The 19263-nt window shown below is 38.9% G+C and carries 15 protein-coding genes, 1 pseudogene and 1 other annotated feature; of the genes and pseudogenes, 2 read left to right on the top strand and 14 right to left on the bottom strand.

Annotation, left to right across the window (positions count from 1 at the left end; all coding sequences use genetic code 11):
- Positions 1-46: 46 nt before the first annotated feature.
- The 14 genes and pseudogenes from MHB69_RS18955 to MHB69_RS19020 form a co-directional block, all read right to left on the bottom strand.
- Positions 47-1213: an MFS transporter gene (locus tag MHB69_RS18955; protein WP_025093702.1), complete on the bottom strand. Its 1167-nt coding sequence runs from the start codon at positions 1211-1213 to the stop codon at positions 47-49.
- A 137-nt stretch (positions 1214-1350) separates the two neighbouring features.
- A complete protein-coding gene (locus tag MHB69_RS18960; RefSeq protein ID WP_025093701.1) occupies positions 1351-1653 on the bottom strand; it encodes a metalloregulator ArsR/SmtB family transcription factor in 303 nt (100 codons plus the stop codon).
- 561 nt (positions 1654-2214) lie between these two features.
- A pseudogene (locus MHB69_RS18965) lies at positions 2215-2850 on the bottom strand (MBL fold metallo-hydrolase).
- Between the two features lie 159 nt (positions 2851-3009).
- Positions 3010-4773, bottom strand: coding sequence for a DNA cytosine methyltransferase (locus tag MHB69_RS18970; protein WP_342495860.1), 1764 nt, complete (start codon positions 4771-4773; stop codon positions 3010-3012).
- A 430-nt stretch (positions 4774-5203) separates the two neighbouring features.
- Positions 5204-7015: an AIPR family protein gene (locus tag MHB69_RS18975; RefSeq protein WP_342495861.1), complete on the bottom strand. Its 1812-nt coding sequence runs from the start codon at positions 7013-7015 to the stop codon at positions 5204-5206.
- A 3-nt stretch (positions 7016-7018) separates the two neighbouring features.
- Positions 7019-7948 (bottom strand): PD-(D/E)XK motif protein, encoded by a 930-nt coding sequence (locus MHB69_RS18980; RefSeq protein ID WP_342495862.1) that lies wholly within the window; start codon positions 7946-7948, stop codon positions 7019-7021.
- A 17-nt stretch (positions 7949-7965) separates the two neighbouring features.
- Positions 7966-10611, bottom strand: coding sequence for a Z1 domain-containing protein (locus MHB69_RS18985; protein WP_342495863.1), 2646 nt, complete (start codon positions 10609-10611; stop codon positions 7966-7968).
- Entirely contained in the window at positions 10598-12076 is a 1479-nt protein-coding gene (locus MHB69_RS18990) for an ATP-binding protein (protein WP_342495864.1), read from the bottom strand. Before MHB69_RS18990 ends, MHB69_RS18985 begins: the two co-directional genes overlap by 14 nt.
- 148 nt (positions 12077-12224) lie before the next feature.
- The gene (gene rlmH, locus MHB69_RS18995; RefSeq protein WP_342495865.1) at positions 12225-12704 is read right to left on the bottom strand and encodes a 23S rRNA (pseudouridine(1915)-N(3))-methyltransferase RlmH; all 480 of its coding nucleotides are present in this window, start codon (positions 12702-12704) and stop codon (positions 12225-12227) included.
- An 80-nt stretch (positions 12705-12784) separates the two neighbouring features.
- A complete protein-coding gene (locus MHB69_RS19000) occupies positions 12785-12955 on the bottom strand; it encodes a CxxH/CxxC protein (protein ID WP_065215011.1) in 171 nt (56 codons plus the stop codon).
- Positions 12956-13119: 164 nt separating this feature from the next.
- A complete protein-coding gene (locus MHB69_RS19005) occupies positions 13120-13947 on the bottom strand; it encodes an energy-coupling factor transporter transmembrane component T (RefSeq protein WP_075621389.1) in 828 nt (275 codons plus the stop codon).
- Positions 13938-15653, bottom strand: coding sequence for an ABC transporter ATP-binding protein (locus MHB69_RS19010; protein ID WP_327827971.1), 1716 nt, complete (start codon positions 15651-15653; stop codon positions 13938-13940). Before MHB69_RS19010 ends, MHB69_RS19005 begins: the two co-directional genes overlap by 10 nt.
- A 19-nt stretch (positions 15654-15672) precedes the next feature.
- Positions 15673-16230, bottom strand: a complete 558-nt coding sequence (locus tag MHB69_RS19015) for an ECF-type riboflavin transporter substrate-binding protein (protein WP_024424020.1) — start codon at positions 16228-16230, stop codon at positions 15673-15675.
- Positions 16231-16244: 14 nt separating this feature from the next.
- Entirely contained in the window at positions 16245-17105 is an 861-nt protein-coding gene (locus tag MHB69_RS19020) for an S-adenosyl-l-methionine hydroxide adenosyltransferase family protein (protein ID WP_024427616.1), read from the bottom strand.
- 111 nt (positions 17106-17216) lie between these two features.
- Positions 17217-17487 (bottom strand) — a binding site (T-box leader).
- 192 nt (positions 17488-17679) lie between these two features.
- On the opposite strand from MHB69_RS19020, the gene MHB69_RS19025 reads away from it, so the two are divergent.
- A complete protein-coding gene (locus MHB69_RS19025; RefSeq protein ID WP_034283580.1) occupies positions 17680-18369 on the top strand; it encodes an ABC transporter permease subunit in 690 nt (229 codons plus the stop codon).
- Complete coding sequence (locus MHB69_RS19030; protein WP_024427618.1) at positions 18370-19251, top strand: ABC transporter ATP-binding protein; 882 nt, start codon at positions 18370-18372, stop codon at positions 19249-19251.
- Positions 19252-19263: the final 12 nt, after the last annotated feature.

Raw genomic sequence — 19263 nt, forward strand, 5'->3', positions numbered from 1 at the left:
ATTATTTTTTAAATTGAATCACGTTTTTTCCCATCGTTCTACTTGTTTAAGTATATCGAATTTCATTACTCGAAGTAGCACGCGAAGCCAATATTGTGACAATGATCGCGATTGCAACGCCTAAAGCACCTGCCCAAGTAACGGAAGATAGAGAAACCCTCTCTACAAAGATACCTCCAATAGCTGCACCTGCAGCCATCGCCAATTGCATCATTGACTGATTGAGACCTAATAGTATACCTGATGACTCTGGCTCCATTGTAGCTAAGTGATATTGTTGAGTCGGGCCAGAAGACCATGCAGCAAATGACCATAATATTAAAATGAGCAATACTCCAACATAAGAATGCGTAACTAGTGAGAGCAATATGAGCATGATGACATGTAATGTCATTCCACTAATCAGCGTAAAATTCACACCCCATCGATCGGTACTAAATCCACCAAACTTTGACCCAACTAGACTAGCAATCCCGAATACGAGGAGAACTCCACTCAGCAATTTGCTGCTTACACCTGATATATTTAAAAGGTAAGGGGATAGGTAGGTATAGGCAATTGAATAACCACCAAGCCAGAAAAAGGTGATGGCTAATCCCAACACTACTTTTGGTTTTTTAAAAAGAGCGAGTTGTTGAATTAAAGGTACAGGTTTATCCCCTTGGATTTTTGGAATCGTAAGAGAAATGATCACCATGGCTAATAATCCGAGTAAGGCTATTCCTCCAAATACAGCTTTCCAACCAAAGAAATCACTAGTCATTCTCCCCAGTGGGACTCCAATGATCAATGATGCTGTAAATCCCATTACTACTGTAGCAATAGCGGTACCTTGCTTACCTTTTGGTGCAATTTTTTCAGCAATTGTTAATGCAGTAACTACGACCATCCCCGCTCCAAGAGCCATAATAATTCTTGACACAATAAATAATTGATACCCAGGGAGGACGAATGCCAGAATATTACCTAGAATAAAAACGCTAAGTGAAAATAACATTAACTTGCGTTTATTCATTCCCGATGTTAAAGCCATTAATACTGGGGTGAAGATGGCATACACAAGAGAAAAAATCGTAATTAACTGGCCAGCTGCAGCTATCGTAATCCCTAATGATTCAGAAATATTATCCAAAATACCAGAGATGATATACTCTGATGTACCAACTAAAAAACTGACAATAGCTAAAATGTAAATCTTTACAGTGTTTGACAATGTAGATCACTCCTTATATATAATACATTTACATATCTAGAATTGTTAATATGTATGGACAAAAAAACATATTACGATAAGTCGATTTGTATTTAATAAATGAAACTGAATTCTGATGTATGAATTCAGTTCATTTATTAAATATTTTTTTCTAGAATCTCAGCAATTTTTTTTATGGCATTTTCATCTCTTTTATAATACGTGTATTTACCTATACGCTCTGTCGTAATTAATCCAGCTCGAAGTAAAATTGAAAGGTATTGAGATGCTGTTGATTGCGTCATTTTCAATTTATCTGTTATTTGACTAACACATACCCCTGTAGTATTCATATCAATCCCTTCATGGGGTGTAAAATGACGATCAGGTTCCTTTAGCCATTGTAAAATTTGCAATCTGGATTCATTGGATAAGGCTTTGAAAACTTCTATTGGCTCCATACAAACTATTATATCGATAAATAACGATATGTCAACACGTGTTGTTTGAGATTCATTACAACTTTCTATTTTCCTAGATTATTCTCGCCGCTTTAGGCTTAATCGTGGTTTATGCGGGGTGGTTATATCTTCTATTCTGGTGCAAAGGAGAGTTTGATGGAAAAGGATTAGAGTACTTTTTTGCTGCTTGTACAGCTAAATTTAACCTTCTCCCCTCACTAACTTATGATAGGGCTCACCGTGATGCCCTTAAATGAGGTTATTATCTACCAAGATTCTTAAAGTATTATTTAATGTTGGCAGATCTCTAGAACTACATTTAAATTAGCTCATGAAACACTCAAGTGATAATGAAAGGAGAAACAATGAAAAATTATCATTTTAGAACCATCAATTGCGTGAAGCGATTTGATTTTTTTGGACGAAAACACTACCTGAAAACTAAGCCTACGTGGGATTGTTTTTATTATCAATGCCAAAAATAAGTCTTCCACAATCCGTGATGCAAAAAAAGTCCCGTTTGAGGGAAATCACTCAAATGAGACTTTTTTTAGTGATTATTTAATCACCATTTACAAAGTAAACAATGGTTTCAAATTCAACATCTTTCAGTTCTCTGTTCACGTAATTTTGATATTCTTTCTCGGCATCAAAAGCATCTAACTCATCTAAAAGACGCAATATTTCTTTCACCGTATAATGAACTTTTTCGGCATACATTTTCGGATAAATACAATCACCAAGAAAAAGAATTTTCTCTTCTTTCACATACACGATCACTGAATCAGCAGCGTGATCGCCTCCAACATGCTGCACGACACAAGTAACCCCGCCAAGATCGGTCAAACGTCACATCCGGTAAAACCACCTGAATATCTCGATGATCCTGATATTCCTCCTTGATGGCCTTCGCACAGAACTCAATCTCCCTTCCTTCCCTCACCCGCTCATCAATCGCCTCATCTGACCACGAAAACGGAACAAGGTTCTCCATTTCCTTTCTTGTTTTTGCAGAAGCAATCGAAAGCGTATTAGGCATCGCCGGCAGACCAAAAATATGATCCCAATGCCAATGCGTAGGACAACCATATCAGGCTTGGCGTTCTCGTGCTTTAAAGTTCTTTGGATGAAATAGTTCGCATGATCTTCTGAGTTACCCGCATCGATCATTAATTTTTTGTTAGTGCCTGCGACCATGCCTAGGATGGGACGGTCGGTAAGTGATACTGGTGTGATGTACCAAAACCTTATGATTTATCTTGTTTTTTTATCCAAAGCTATTTCAAAAGAGTTAATTTAAATTAATTTACTTTAAAATTAAATAGGTTATATAAAGCTTACAGGCTATAGTATTTATCAGACCTTTATCCGCAAGTTTTTCGCTTCAGAAAATGCACATTCTTTTAACGAATTTTCACCAACACGATTAGACAAAAGTATTTCTCTAATATTCTCCTCAACCTCTTCACCTAAAGATTGCAAAATTCCCTCTGCAATAGCCCTAGCAAGCAATGGGGGAACCGCATTTCCAATTTGTTGATACTGTGAGTCCTTTGATCCACAGAATTTATATGAATCCTGGAATGATTGTAGCCTAGCCGCTTCTCTAATACTGATAGCTCTGTCTATAACAGGATGAACCCACATCGATTTTCTGGCATTAAGTACAGTATCTGAAGGCTCATTATATGCAAGTCTTCTGTAAATAGTATTTTGTGTTCTGCTATGATCTGTGTAGGTTGTCTTCAATGAATCATCCAGATTATGGAAATTCTGACCTTCTTTAAGGGCCTTAAACCTTTTTAGAGCTACTTCACCAGTTTCAGTTCTAACATGGTTGTAAATCTTATCTATATTATTAAGATAATTATTAAGAGGACTATTAAGTAGCGGTTGATGGGACGACTTAACTAGTTCATCATCTTTAACATTTACACCTGGTGAAATGTTTTCTAAATCACCTATAGCATCATAGATTTTATTATACTCTTTCTTTTTATGAAATAATGGCTCAGGCGTTTTAACTGTTTTCGTTTTTAAACAAGTACCTTTGATTCCCATTAAAACTAATCGGCTTCTTTCTTGCGCTACTCCATAATGAGCAGCATTAAAAATATACTTATTCTCATTTAATACATAACCCAAGCTGGTAAACTTTCTTTTAATATAATTAAACACATTAAATGATTTAATGATAATCTCAATATCGTCATGATTTTCTTCTATATCGAATAACAAAACTTTATTTTCAATTACTTCTGATATCTTGCGTATTATCTTCTGAGCCTCAATGATGTTTTCAAGAGTATCTGTATATGAAGCGAAATCTTCAGTTGTTTTGTCTAAAAGATTCTTCAGCTTTTCTCCCAGGTCAGTCCAATCTAATTGGTATAGGCTATTCCAGTATTCACAATGCTGACTAAGCCATTGCTTGTTTATTACCTTCATAAAAAATTTATAGTTTGCCTCTTTTTCTATAAAACGCAATAAATCAATGGGCGATTTCTTTTTAGCATGTTTTAAAAGTGTATTTAATTTAGAAAAGAGTTCATTACTTATCATAAAAGGTGTTAAATCTGTCCTCTGTTCGTACGCATTCATAAGAAAATTTCTCAAGTTAACAGAATAAGATGTCCTTCTGCCAATCTTAATATGTTCTTCCACAGGCTCGATTTCCAGCTTAACAAGTTCGACTTCGTCACCTTCACTCAAAAAAAACTTATGCTTTTCTGACTCCATACTTTTCACGTTTTCCATCACAAAAGCTAAAGGACGAATTTCTTCAATCGCCCGCAAATACTCCTTAACAAGATTATTATTCGAAGAAATTAAGGTATTCTGCTGCCGATTCGCATTGGAAAATCCTTGACATGGCGGTCCTCCGATCACAACATCAATATCACAGAATTCACCAATCTTTTTTCCATTTTCGTCTGCATATTGAAGTTTTGTAATATCCTCATGTAAAATGACATCATTATGGTGGTTTATTTTGAAGGTTTTACGTGCGTTCTCATTAATTTCGACAGCGACTTTCACTTCGAACCTGCCTGTCTGTTCAAAGCCGTTGCTGAGACCGCCTGCCCCTGCAAAAAGATCCATTACTTTAAATTTTTTCATTATAAAACCTCACTTCATTAAGAAGTAGTCTTTCATACTATATTTTCGATAAGAACATAAGTTCCTAAATTTGTTTTTTAATTAACTTTTCAATTATATCATAATTATATTTATATCAAGTGGTTTAATGTTGGGTACTCGAGTAAGATTCCTGAATTTACACTAGACAATTTTTTCTCACAAAGAATAACAAAACCACAGCGCTCCTATCCATGCCAGAAAATGCTCTCTAAAGTTCTCTGACAATGTCTTCAGATATCAGGAAGTGAATCAAAAAGACTGCTATGTAATGAAGTTAATATGCATTTGGGAGCATGAACTCATGCAGGACTTCAACACTCCGTTAATCATATTGCATCGTATATAAAACACTATATGCCCTTAAATTAAAAACACCCTGAATCTCTGTCAAAAGATTAGGGTGATAAGATTAAATTAAGTTTTTTAATTCCTGTGCGCAGGTTTCTTTGTACTGAATCCAGCATGCTTCTTGCTTCGCCCATTGTGTAACGTTTCGCTCTCCCGCAGATTCCCTAAGGTAGGACAATGTCTTTTCTGCGATTATTCGAATAATATCATCCCATTTTTCGGAAAGGGATTGTTTTTCCCATACTTCAACTAAATCTATCTGTTCACTATATATTTGATGAAGCATTGCAGTTGTATAATAAAGGACGTTTGCTTTGTAACCTCTTAGCTTCATTTCATCAACAATTTTCTTTACCCTAAGATTAATTATAGCTCGGGCAATTAGTTTTTGATAGACAGATAATGTTATCTTATCTAGGGTATTTCCGCTCCAGAAGCTCTTATTCAACTCCATGAATTTTTTAAAAGCTTCTTCCCCTCCTTTACTAGAAACGTGAGGATAGCCTTCCCATGACATGAAATATTTAGCCAAATCAACTTTTGTGAGGACTTTATTTTTCGGATATTGCTTCTTAAAGTCGGTCTGTTCTTTGCCTCTAATGCGTCTATTTATATCAACCATATACTGCCCTCTGGCACGTTCAAAGTACCATTTGCTTTCGGATCTTCTGCCCTCTATTCCAGGAATCCAGATATTTCTTGAAAATTTTTCGAGGTCAGACATGAAACGTGTATTGGCTAATAAATCTGATTTATTAATCTTGTTTTGTGTATTAGCATACTGTGATATGCGTGAAATCATCTCATCTTCGATCTGGTGCTGATCCCTTTCAACAAATTCATTCACCTGTAGGATAGTAAGTTTTGCTTGAACATAGACATCCTTCAGGCTGATACCATCCTTGTAGGCTTTATGAATAGAAGCTGTCGTTTGACCTCCGTTGACAATCTGCCAGCCACTTAATTCCTTAATCTTAAATTGGTTTACCCCGTCTTTTACTGGTTCAAAGTCACCAGTACGAGCAACTGTTGATATACCATTGTTATATGCAACAAACATTTTACGCTGAAAAGGGTCCTTTAATGTATCGCGAATGCCTTTGTTGGTTCCGCCCCTCGCTTGAAGGAATGAACGTACATTTCGCTCAACAAGCTTTTGCCCCCATTCATCATAAGCTTTAGCTAGTAACTCAGCTGAAATATAACCTATATAACATTCAAAATCCTTCACACCACTTGAAGGGCCAGGGACAAACATCATTTCAAATGTTTCACCGTAGTCCTGTTCAAAATTAATGTAGTCTGTTTCAATAGCTTGCTCAGAAGTGATCAGTTGCTGAACTCGATCGATATCCCATACTTGAACATTAACCGTCTCAATTCCAGGGATGGTTATTTCTACAGGCTTATTGGAAGTATAATACATGTTCGTGATAACAAAAATATTAATCTCATTTAAACTATTCAATACTTTATCAATGATTTTAGCAAGATCATGAGCTTCCAAAGAATGATCAATCGTCTGAAGGAGATTCTTTGAATTTGTAATAAAGCGTTTTGCCCTATTGGCTATTTCAGTAACAGCAGTCATGTTGATGGAAAGCAAATCTTCTTCATTCTGCTCAAAGTTATAATCAACAACGTAAACATCTAATACTTGATTCTCATCATCATAAGAATAGGCATTTACGGCAATGTTTTTTCCAGAATCCTTAAAAGGAGGTAACAGAATTTCAGGTTCATCTGGTCTATCCATAAAAGAAATCATTTTTTCCAGGAAAGGAACCTGGTAACTACCAGATTTTATTGCTTTTTCCTCTAACTCTTCTGTAAAATCGAGCAGGAATTCTTTTCTTTGTCTTGTTTCTATCATCTTTTATCCTTCCACTCTAAACAATTGATATATGGTTTCCAGCTGCTTCTCATGTGCTGAACAATGAGTCAAATCAATATTATAGCTTACATGTGAAATTCCTTTTGGCAGATGCTCCTTTATTAAGCGGGGAAATTTTTCACCAGCCTCATACACCTCTGTCTTTTCCATAAAATACAGTGCCTGTCCTGCCAGCTCTTGAAGAGAAAGTCCATGAGTTCGGCTTTGCTCTAGAAAACATACATAGAGATAAATTGAAGATACGGCTTCATTCAGCTTTAGCTGGTTTTCATTTGATATTTTAATCGTTTTTGATAATTTTTCAATAATTGTTTTGATCTCAATTCCGCATCTAGTCCCCTTAAAATCAATGCGACCTTTCGTTGGTCCTTCCCAATGCTCGATTATAAGAGGCGGCTGGCCAGGATGCTTTTCCAGCCATTCATTAATAAACCATAATTCCCCAAACAACCCACGCTGTTGCTCTTCCGAAAGCCGCTTAAATCCTCCGCGCTGAAAGAAAGTCCTCCATCGATCAAGTACTTTATAGACTGTTGAAAAGAGTGAGCCTTCTTCTTCAGCTACTGCCAGATGATCAGCGAGATTCTGCAGAACAAGTTCAAAGATTTCTGGACTTTGTTCATCCTCTTGTCGGATAACAAGAAAATAATGTTCCTTTAAGAGGGATAGTTTTTCAAAGTATTCCACCTTAACGGACATTCCCCTCCATTTAGGCAATGCTTTTTCCTGGTCTTCGTCCCATCCTCCTGGCCCCAAATCAATGTACAGCTGCCTATGATGATTAGCAGGATCAATTCCTGCAAACATAATTGGATTCTCATAAGTCAAGACATTCAATTTGTAAACTTCACTATCATCCTTGCCCCTAAGTTCTTGTATCAATTCCTCAAATTCTAATTTTAGGTTCAACACAATACTCTCCTTAAAAATTATATCGTTTTATTTGTCTGGTAGATGCCTTTCTCTTCGATTTCCGTCGCAGGGAAAGAAAACGCAATTCCAATTGGCACTAGTTTCGAGGAGAATTTCACATCTAAACTCTTAAAGATAGGAACTTCTGGATGCAAAGGATATATTAACATTAGGCCATTTTCCTTTGAACGCACTCCTCGTTTATCTTTACGCTCTTTAAGTTCTTTAATTTTATCGAAGTCCAAATCCATGTCCTCATGGTTTGGAGACACAATAGCCCCAATGTCTCTAATTTGATACTTGCTATCAGGCTCTTTGATTTTATTCCCAAGTGCAGAAGCAGATTTCAAACTGATTTTCCCTAATTCAACCGGGTATTCCGATAGACCATTAGCAGATTTAAGCTGACCTTCTACAATTGAAACTGTCCAATTTAATAACTCGCCCTCTTTGTTCACTCTATCAATATAGTCAGCAATTAGTGCAGAATTTACAATATTACTGTCAGCCGTTCGATATTCTGACAGAAATCCCTTTATGTGTTCTGCGTTCACACCAGATGCCGAGTAGAAGTTGGTCTTTTTGTATGTTGTCTTTGTTAAAGGAAGTATATTAACGAGTTTAACAGCCGCATCCATGTTTCCTTTCATTACATCTTCACTTGGATCAAATAGTCTTGTCTGTTGTAGGGTACCAGCATAAATGACATTTGAAGAAACTGCATTTCTCATTTTCAAAGGACTTGTAAGCTTCATTGTTGGATGGCTGAGCATTTTTATTGCATATTCAGAAGGTGTCTTCTTCATTGCAGCCAGACGGTCAAATTCCTGTCGAAGTTGAATCATCGCAATAGACAGATGTTCAAAATTTGAAGCAATCTCATTAGAAGTATAAATGCGGCAGATATCCATATAACCCCTTCTATAGCCAAACCAGCGCCCCATCTGCATGAGAGTATCGTACATAAGCGTATTACGGAAATAATAGGTGATACTTAAGCCTTCTAGTGTTAATCCTCTGGATAATTTGTCTCCACCAACAGCAATGACATTTAACCCTTCTTCTTTATATTGATGGTAGTCTAATGCATCCCGGCTGTTACCATTTATCTCAAAAACTTGGATACTTTCACAGCAATTCATCAATTCTTTATATACTTCATTCCAGCTGAATTCTGGATGATTTTCATTAGGCCAATCTTTACTTGTTGGGAGAATATCATTTTCATAAAGGTCTTGTAGCTCTGCAATCACAGTGCTTTCTGGATTATACTGTAGTTGCTTTGATATAGCATCAAATGCCCGCGCCACTGCGTCTTTTACACTTGACTGGACATCTTTAAAGCGAGAAGTATGTATGAGCATTGAATTATGCTTATTTCTTTGTCCTCTCAGATTGCGGATAGCAATCACAAGGAGGAATTCAAGTATTGCTTCACGCATTTGAGGAGGAACTTCTTCGAATTTATTTGCGTCAGATTTCTTTTTAATTTTTGTAAATACATCAAGGTCTTCTTGACGCAAATGGCGGATCAGACTTGGGCGAGTATCTTCAGCGTCCTCTTCCACATTAAAATATTCCTCAGGTCCGCAATATTCCTTCGGCTTTGGTAGGCCGACAAGGAAATCTTTTGGATACAGGTCATCGCCTTCTTCATTTGTACTTCCTTCATTGCTGATTAGAAGATTTGCAAAAGGTGTTGCAGTATATCCGACAAAAGCCTTCCGACTAAAAATTTCAAGAATTTGCCTGATTAAACGATTGATCGTTTTCGGATCTTCATTTTTATCAGGGTTGGAAGTGTCAACGGATGCCTGATCTGCTTCGTCATCAACAATTAAGATGGGAATATCCAAATTATATATATCCCGATGATAAATTAACTGGTCTCGAAGTGACTCTAGTACAGTTTTATTTTTCTTAACAACCATTAATGTTGGTGAATTTAGGTTACTAGTACCCCTTTGGCTTGATTTGATATCATGGTCTTCTGTTGTCCAAGAAGAAATGATATGATCAGCCGTATTTGCGCTTATTTGGGCAACCCCTATTGGATTTCCATCTTTGTCTGTTCGGTTTCCGATCACCTCTTCATTCAGACGGATCTGTGTCTGAGTTCTTAAATCATTATGAATACCTGACAGCACAATTATTAGCATATAGCCGACATCAAAAGCTTTATTGATTAAGCCAGTGAAATTAGCTGTTTTACCTGACTGAACGTAACCTAATACAAGCCCACGTTTATCGAATGGATCCATCGAGCTTGGATTTCCTATAGATGCCATTATCTGATTCGTTGTTTCATCTATTGCAGTAACTGCCTCAAAAGGCCAGTTTTTCGAACTGGAGAGATATCTACGGTACCTGGACCAGAAAAATCCGCTAGCTACCATCTTAGGCTCAAACCAGCTTTTTTCTTTGGATTCTCTCATTACATAATCCTTTGGAACTTCCAAACCAATTTTGTACTTTATGTACATTTCAAGTGACCATCTTTGAAATGTTGGATCGTCAATATGGCTCTCCGCCGACGCTAATCCTCTTGCTGATTCCAAGGCTTTTTCAGCTGCCTCTTCCTGATTTTTATAAACTGTTTTTAGGTAATAATATGTATTTGAAAAATTCTGTTCAAAAAAATCTTTCAAATCAATTGCTGACATTCAAATTCGCCTCCAATAAAATTACTTTTAAAGTTGCACGGTTTAATTCATCAAATGCAGGTTGCGTTAACAAAATATTCAAAAGCTGTTCTACGTTTTCAGCAACATTCAACTGCATCATAGAAGAAGCAAATTGGACTACCAATTCTTTCTTGCTGTCTGAAACCTTTTGCACTTCTTCTTCTGGAACCTTAGGAGCATCAATAATATTGCTTGGCGAGCCAAGCTGTACAAATTTCAAGTATAAGTTTAAGAGTTTTACATGTTCATCATCCAAATTTTTAAGCAACTCAGAAAGAATCGGATGATTCCGATTTAAAATAAATTGAGGACCATCATCTTTTCCTGACTGCTCCCATGTATTTAGACTTCCCTTAACAGAAGGATTTCTAGGACCAGACTGTGTCCGGAAATAAAACATATCCCTTGAAACTTTTCGTGCAATGGATGAAATGGATTCAAGTCTTCTTTTAGCGTCTTCAGGCAAATTAATGCCCGATTTTTTTATATCAACCTGCCAGTCTGAGTCAGCTGAATTCGGAAGATCGATGCGAACCCTGGCCAGCTGTGAAGCTGCATCCTTTGGAAACAGCCCCATCCAATCACCAAAATATAGAAGGCGATTTTCTCTATAGATATATAACCCCTGGTGATCACGCCAGCCTTTGTAACCGCCAGCCTTCTTATATTCAGATTCTGTTAGATTGGATGCATGAGGCAAAATAAAATACTGTACTTTAATTCTATTATCATTAATTTTAAGAATCTGCATTTCTCCTTCCAGTGTATTTGAATGACTCCTCATAAAGGGATCCCACGGATCTATCACTTTACCGTTAATAAAGAGGCTTACTTCTTTTTCTTCCAGTATAGAGTGAAAGACAAATTCCAGGTGTCTATTAATACGGGAAACTTTATTGTAGAAGCTTGTTTCCTTTAATCTGCGCTTTCGTCCGACTCCCATAAAACGGTCAAGTTTATCAATACAGACGACTGTGCCGTTTTCTTCCTTTATTTCACCCATTTTCAATTTGATTTCTTCAGGAATTCTGGTAAAAAGCTGCCATTCATTACATTCCGATACATGATCAAGATCCCAGCATCTCTCATAATATACTCCATCTTTTTTTGTCAAAACACTCAACCGCTTCCCAAGTGAAAAAGAAGCCGTTTTTAACCCCATTCCAAAACGACCGAGTTCGTTTGCTCTTCTATGCTCTCTTGGGTCTTTAGAACCAATACTCATGGCAATTTGAAGCATATCTTCAGTCATACCGAAACCATTATCTTTTATGGTAATCATTCCATCTGTATCGTTATAAGTAAAATTAATTTTAATAGTTGATGCCTTAGCATCGAGACTGTTATCTACAAGGTCAGCAATAGCTGTGCTAGCGTTATAGCCAATAGAACGAAGCGCCTGAATCACAGGCGCTGCTGATGGTCTTGTCAGAACTGTATTCATCTATAAAACCTCGTTTCAAAGCACTATTCATCTTAATTATAGCAAATAATTAGTAGAATAAAGTGTAGATAATAGTTTGTACTTAAGTTTACAGATAGATAAAACAAATGTTTCTTATTAGGTTTTATTAAATGGTAAAATACCTCATCTACTTATGATAAGGCTCCCCCCGCACAATCCGAAACGCCCGATAAATCTGCTCCACCAGCACCAGCCTCATCAACTGATGCGGGAACGTCATCCTCGAAAACGACAGTTTCTCATTCGCGCGCTTCATGACAGCGTCGCTTAAGCCAAGGGATCCGCCTATGACGAAACATACTTTGCTTTTTCCGTATGTTGCCAGCTTATCTATTGTATCGGCTAATTCTTCGGAAGTTTTCATTTTTCCTTCGATGGCGAGGGCGATGACGTGGGCGTCGGGGTTGATTTTGCTTAGGATGCGTTCGCCTTCTTTGTCTTTGATGATTTTCATGTCTTGATCGCTGAGATTCTCGGGTGCTTTTTCGTCCGCGAGCTCAATGATCTCGATTTTTGCGTAAGCCTGTAATCGTTTTGTGTATTCGGCTATGCCTTGCTTTAGATATTTCTCTTTTAATTTTCCTACTGTGATAATTGATATATTCACAGGTCATCCCCACCTTAAGAACAAGTTATTCATATAAGTTATCAACAATTGTGGATAAAATTTGTGTATTTTGTGTCCGATCATTCGTTCCCCACTATATATATTGCAGGTTCATCGCACAATTCACAGGTTGTGGATAAACTGTGTGTATGTTCGATTTTTCTGAATTCCGGCGGCGTTTCGTGATCATCTATGTACATGTCTAGTACGGTTTCTATGTGTTCTGCACACGCATAAAATGTTTTGTTCATAAGTTTCTGATTCCTCCAATATGTTGTCTGGTTATTCACAAGTGTTTCGCTCATTGTTCAATATAACCGATTTATTCACATGTTAATAGTCTTTTACCATTTCCCACACCTTTTATCCACAAACCAAACAAAAAAGCCCCCACTCCTGTGAAGGCTTCCTTCTATCAAAACGGATTATAAAATCTCGTTCCTCTAACAAATGTAATCACTAACGACACGATCAGCACCACACCAACAAACAATAACGCAGCATAATCTGCTTTTTGAAAGTCTTTTGCCGTAAACCATGTACGCTTTTTATGTTTCCCAAACCCCCGCAGCTCCATCGCATTGCTGATCGTTTCGATCCGCTCCAAGCTGGAGAAAATCAGCGGCATGACAATCGACAGTGCATTTTTGATTCGTTTCCCCAATTTTTCATTCTTCGATAAATCAATGCCTCTTGCTTGCTGAGAAATCGCGATCGTGCGAAAATCTCTCTGAATATCAGGAATATAGCGAAGGGCAATCGCTACAGCATACGAAATCCGGTAGCTGACCCCAATTCGGCTGAGGGATGAGGCGAATTCACTTGGATTTGTTGTCACAATAAATAAAAGCGCTGCTGGCATCACGGTCACATATTTTAGCGTAATGTTCAATTGATAGAAAAGCTGTTCAAGTGTGACATTATACCAGCCGGCAATATGAAATAGCTCGTGCTTCGCTCCGTAGATGGCGACACCTTGCTGGGGTGCAAAGATGTAAATGGCGATGTTATTGATCACTAGGAAAATCGCCAGGACGATTACCACGAAGGAAATATCACGAAATCGTACGTTCGACATCTGAAAGAATACGATACTGGCGGCTAACATAAAGACTAAAACGCCTGTATCATACGTGAGCATCGCTGCGGATGACCAGAGAATAAAGCAAATGAGTTTGGTTGCTCCTGTCAGCCGGTGAATCGGCGACGGGCGATCGATATAGGACAGCATGTCTACAGCCATGTCATTCGTTCCTTTCTGTCAACCTCAATGAAGCGATCTACGAGTTCATTTGGATTCGGCCAATCTGCTTTCAGCGCCAGTTCATACAGCGACGTTTCTTTTAAGCTCGCCTTTTGGACAAGCAGTTGATCTGTCAGCACTTTGGCTGGTGTATCATCTGCAATTTTTTCTCCATCTGAAATGACAATGGTTCTTGTTGTGTATTCGAGCATGAGATGCATATCATGGGTGATCATCAAAATCGTGACGCCCTGCTGATTTAATTGCTCTAAAAACGTCATCATCTCTGTGTAATGTTTAAAGTCCTGTCCTGCGGTTGGTTCGTCTAGAATGAGGATTTCTGGCTCTAGTACAAGTATAGATGCAATGGTGACGCGTTTTTTCTGTCCAAAGCTGAGGGCTGAGACCGGCCAGTTCCGAAATGGATACAGTCCGCATACTTTCAGGACCCGCTCCACCCGTTCCTTGATCTCGTCTTCCTTTACGCCTCTTAAAACGAGACCGAGTGCCACCTCATCAAAGATCATTTGTTTTGAAATCATTTGATTTGGGTTTTGCATGACGACGCCGATTCGTTCGGAGCGCTGTTTGATCGTATCTCCTGTGATGTCATCACCATTTAAAAGAATGGACCCCTTCGTTGGCTTTTCAAATGCACAGAGCACCTTGGACAATGTCGTCTTGCCCGCTCCATTGGCTCCTGCGATGCTGATCATTTCTCCTTTTTTGACGGTAAAAGAGATGTTGCTCAGCGTATTTGGTCTTGTTGGATAGTCAAAACTCAGCTCGCGCACTTCTAGTAAATCCTGTGCTGCATTCTGCTCGACTGACGGCTCAGATGCTTCCATCCATTGCTCGATTTTCTCTTTTGCCTCGTCATTTAAGGTGAGATGCTGTAAATTAGCGATCTGATCTCCTGCTTCAACCGGAATACCTGCATATTTCATCGCTTTCACATATAAAGGCTCACGCAAATACGCCGCTTCTAATACATTTGAGGCGAGCAATTCATCTGGTGTCATATCCGCTGCAATCGTTCCTTCATTGACAACGATGATGCGGTCCACATGACGGAAGAGGACGTCCTCTAATCGGTGCTCAACCATCACAATGGTTTTTTTCGTTTGTTTTTGCAGCCGGTCAATGAGGTCGATGACTTCTTTGCCTGTTGCGGGGTCAAGGCTTGCAAGTGGTTCATCAAACAGCAAAATGTCGACATCATTGACAAGTACACCCGCAATGGCGACACGTTGTTTTTGTCCGCCTGACAGCTCATGCACGGACGATGCCAGCTTGCCGTCTACCTCTGTTAATCTAGCTGCTTCCTCGACACGTGTTTTCATTTCTTCGCGTGTGACTTGATCATTTTCAAGCGTGAACGCGATATCCTCTCCAACGGTCAGCCCAATGAATTGTCCATCAGGGTCCTGAAGCACCGTTCCGACAAGCTGTGAGAGCGAGAAAATGTTTTCTTTCTCTGCATTTTTCCCGCCGATGTGAAGACTTCCTTCCATAGAACCTTTATAAGACGCAGGAACTAGCCCATTGATACAATGGGCTAGTGTGCTTTTTCCCGATCCAGACGGGCCTGCGATGAGAACTTTTTCTCCTTCATAGATCGTCAGGTTGATATCCTTTAATGTTGGTTCTGCCTGACTGCGATACTTGAATCCGAAATGTTCGAATTGAATCATCGGTTTCTTCATTTATGTGTTCCACCTTGCTTCATGATGTTTCTTTCGATAGGCTGCCGCTTTTGCTTCTCGTTTTCGCATAAGCTGCAATGATGATGGTTCCTAGTACACCAACTGTGATGATGTTTGAAATCCCTGCCACGATGCCTTGAACAAACACTTTGTTCGCAGGTTCTGCATAGATCACAATGTCGAGTACAGGAGCAATGATAAACCAGCCTAATGCCTGTGCGCCTGCTTGTACGGCGTTAAAGAGCGTGATTTTCTTCCAGCCGAAGTCTCCCTCTTCTACTTTTAAACGGTTAGAAATAAAGCCGATCAATAAACCAACGACACCCGATACAATAATCCAGCTCCACCAAGGGCCAAATGTGGTCGCATCTTTAATGAGATGGCCAATAAAACCAATCAGTGCGCCTGCAACAGGACCAAATAGCACGGCCATTAATGCAAGGAATGCGTATGAGGTTTCAATTTGTGTATTCGGAATTCCAGTTGGAATGGAGACGAAGCGTCCTAAAATCACAAAGACGGCTGCGCCAATTCCAATGGCAACAACAGTTTTCGTTGAAAGTTGTTTTCCTGCCATGATGTATCCTCCTCTTATTCGTATATAATGCGCGGAGCTTTGCGAATCGAAAGGCGCCAGCCTGTGCCTGTACCGATGTTATAAGCCTTTGCAAATGACCCTTGATTGATCGCCACGCCTAAATGGTCGAGTGAATTGACATATACGAGTGGTTCGCCTACCTTTAAGTCGGCAAAAGATCGTCCATAGGTCATGATATTTTTATACACATTTTTCGGCCCGTTGGCAATGGTAACTTCTATTGCATCCCCATAATTAATTGAAAGCTGTTCAAATAGCGTGTGATGAATGTTTGTCCATAGGTTTCCGAATCTCACATCTAAAATATCAATCGTCCCTGTGATCACATCTTCTTCCGCATAAGCCTGTACGACTGGAAGATGGATAATATCATCAATATTCGCCTTTGGCCCAACCTCTTCAAAAGAAATCACACCTGATGCAATTCTCGCCCCTGTATAAGCGTAAATGTCTCTCCCATGAAATGTATGTGATTTTCCCGACTTTGGCAGCCGGTTAATGGTTTCATCTAAGTAACGGGCTTCCACAATGCCAATATCCTGGGCAACGTGCGTGAGTGTCCCGTTATCTGGGGTAATGATATAGTGAGAGCTTGTCGTTTTGACGACAAGACTTTTTCTCTCGGATCCAACGCCCGGGTCAACGACAGAAACGAATACGGTCTCTTCCGGCCAGTATGTGACGGTTTGAAGCAGGCGATAAGAAGCCTCCCAAATGTCATACTGCGGAATATTGTGTGTTAAATCAAAAATGCGGATGCTGCTGCTGACCGTATTTGCCACTCCGTACATTGCACTGACAGCTCCATCATCAATGCCGAAATCTGATTGTAAAACCAATGCATGTTCACTCATGTCAATCTCCCTTTCATTTGAAAAAATGGATGTGGTGTTTCACGTGGAACATTTGAACAATTGTATGAAAAAAAGTGGACAATAAAAAATACCCCATCCTTATCTTTGAATCATAAGGACGAGGTATTTGTCTCGTGGTACCACCTTTATTTACTGTTTGCTCGCGCTAAACAGCCTCTACAAGTACAAAGCTCCAATCTGGCTCATATACTGTGGTTTTGATAACGAGTACCAACTCTCGTCGTCACCTACTAATATCATAGATATGTTCAGCACGAGGCTCAGAGACCATTTTTCGAATCATTATTTTTGCTTCTTTTCAGCTGCCGAAGCTCTCTGTGGAAAAATTGATGATTGTACTTTCTCTCGTCATTGCCTGTATAACTATCTTGAATTAAAGCTATCATACATGATGTTTTTTGATAAATCAAGATATTTTTCTGAACATTTCTAAAAATGAGTCAACTGGTGCTGGAAGAGTCTTCTTTTTATGAAATTTAAACAAATGTTAAAGAGCGAGATATGGTGTCTTTCTTTTCTAGGGGTATAATAAAGGTGAAGGGAGGTACAGCGTGTGTGGACCATCTGTATGAATGAGTTTAAGCAGCTCTTCAAAAGCACAAAATCTATTTTAACAATTGTTATTATTTTCATTTTATCTACTTTTGTTTCAAGTCTTCCGTTTATCGCTGCTCATCAGGAAAAATGGGAACTGGCAAAGGATCCTTATTCTATTGGGAATGAACTGGTGATGTCTTTATTTGGTTTCTTCCTTATTTTTTTGTTGTCTCATGATATTTTAAGCCGCGAAATTCATTTGAAAACCATTCGTTTTCTCGTCAGTAAAACAACCCGTTTGAACATTATCATCGGGAAATATCTTGGACTGATGCTATTTTGGCTTAGCTGTATTATGACGACATATGTGCTGAATATGGTGATTTCACACCGTTTTCTGTTCTCAGATGCCTTAAAAATCTTAACCTTTATCAGTGTCGGTATCTCATGTGCTTTATTTTTGTCCATGCTCTTTCCAACACCGCAGAAATCAATGTTTGTCGGCATGTTATTTTCCTTTCTTTTCCCAATCGTCAGTTTGATTTCTGTTCTTTCTTCAGAACGAATGATTCATTGGTTCCAATATATGACGCCTTATTATTATGCGCGCTGGAGTGAACCGCTGACCTACGTCCTAATGAACACGGCATTGACCGTTATCTTACTCATTGGAACTGCACTGCTGTTTCAAAGGAGGGATGTGTAGATGCTTCATACAAAGGGGCTCACAAAAAAATACCGTACAAAAGTCGCAATAGATCATATTAATCTTGATGTCAATCAGGGCGATATCTTCGGCCTCATTGGACCAAAGGGATCTGGTAAGACGACGTTTTTCAATATTATTACCGGGATCTCCCGCCCTACCTCTGGTACGTTTACAGTGATGAATATGCCTTCGCTAAAAAAAGTGAGACAGCATATCGGTGTCCTGCCAGAATATACGGATTTATATGAAGGTCTTACGGCTCTTGAGCATATTGCCTATTTATCAAAAATCACCGGAACACGCCAGAGAACGAGTGATTATGAAGAACTGCTCGAATTTGTCGGTTTACATCATGATCATCAGGAGAAGGTCGGTGCCTTCACACCTGGTATGAAGAAACGGCTCGGAATGGCGCAGGCCATCGCCCATCAGCCGGAATTTATTTTACTTGACGAACCTTTTGCCGATATTGATGCAGATTCGATCTTGCACATCCAGCGGGTCATTGAAACATTAAAGGATGAAGGAAAAACCGTCTTTTTAACAGCTGACCGTCCAAGGTTCACCAATAGTATTTGTACCAAAACGGCGTTCATTTCTGAAGGAAAATTAGTGTCCCCACATACTCATCCTCAAGAAAAAACCATCACATCCTCAAACATACGTGCAACCTTCAAGCATGCATGGATTGATGATGAGGTGAAACCTGTTCTCACGCAGTACCTGCAAACTGTCGGAACAGATCTTGTGATCAGTGATGACGAGACCTCATTGTTAATTCGTTCAGAAGCTCAAGTTCCAGCGATCATTCGTGCTTTCGTGAAGTGCAAAGTCGATTTATACAGAGTCACGGCTCAGGATGCCATGATGTCCTCATAAAAAAGTACCGTA

It is taken from the genome of Bacillus sp. FSL K6-0994 (assembly GCF_038630815.1).
In the GTDB taxonomy this organism is placed as follows: Bacteria; Bacillota; Bacilli; order Bacillales; family Bacillaceae; genus Bacillus; species Bacillus safensis.

Excerpts from the sequence above, each read along its gene's own strand:
- MHB69_RS18960 (WP_025093701.1), bottom strand. The coding sequence starts at position 1,653 with ATGGAGCCAATAGAAGTTTTCAAAGCCTTATCCAATGAATCCAGATTG.
- MHB69_RS18970 (WP_342495860.1), bottom strand. The coding sequence starts at position 4,773 with ATGAAAAAATTTAAAGTAATGGATCTTTTTGCAGGGGCAGGCGGTCTC.
- MHB69_RS18975 (WP_342495861.1), bottom strand. The coding sequence starts at position 7,015 with ATGATAGAAACAAGACAAAGAAAAGAATTCCTGCTCGATTTTACAGAA.
- MHB69_RS18985 (WP_342495863.1), bottom strand. The coding sequence starts at position 10,611 with ATGTCAGCAATTGATTTGAAAGATTTTTTTGAACAGAATTTTTCAAAT.
- MHB69_RS18990 (WP_342495864.1), bottom strand. The coding sequence starts at position 12,076 with ATGAATACAGTTCTGACAAGACCATCAGCAGCGCCTGTGATTCAGGCG.
- MHB69_RS19000 (WP_065215011.1), bottom strand. The coding sequence starts at position 12,955 with ATGAACAAAACATTTTATGCGTGTGCAGAACACATAGAAACCGTACTA.
- MHB69_RS19005 (WP_075621389.1), bottom strand. The coding sequence starts at position 13,947 with ATGGCTGTAGACATGCTGTCCTATATCGATCGCCCGTCGCCGATTCAC.
- MHB69_RS19010 (WP_327827971.1), bottom strand. The coding sequence starts at position 15,653 with ATGAAGAAACCGATGATTCAATTCGAACATTTCGGATTCAAGTATCGC.
- MHB69_RS19015 (WP_024424020.1), bottom strand. The coding sequence starts at position 16,230 with ATGGCAGGAAAACAACTTTCAACGAAAACTGTTGTTGCCATTGGAATT.
- MHB69_RS19020 (WP_024427616.1), bottom strand. The coding sequence starts at position 17,105 with ATGAGTGAACATGCATTGGTTTTACAATCAGATTTCGGCATTGATGAT.
- MHB69_RS19030 (WP_024427618.1), top strand. The coding sequence starts at position 18,370 with ATGCTTCATACAAAGGGGCTCACAAAAAAATACCGTACAAAAGTCGCA.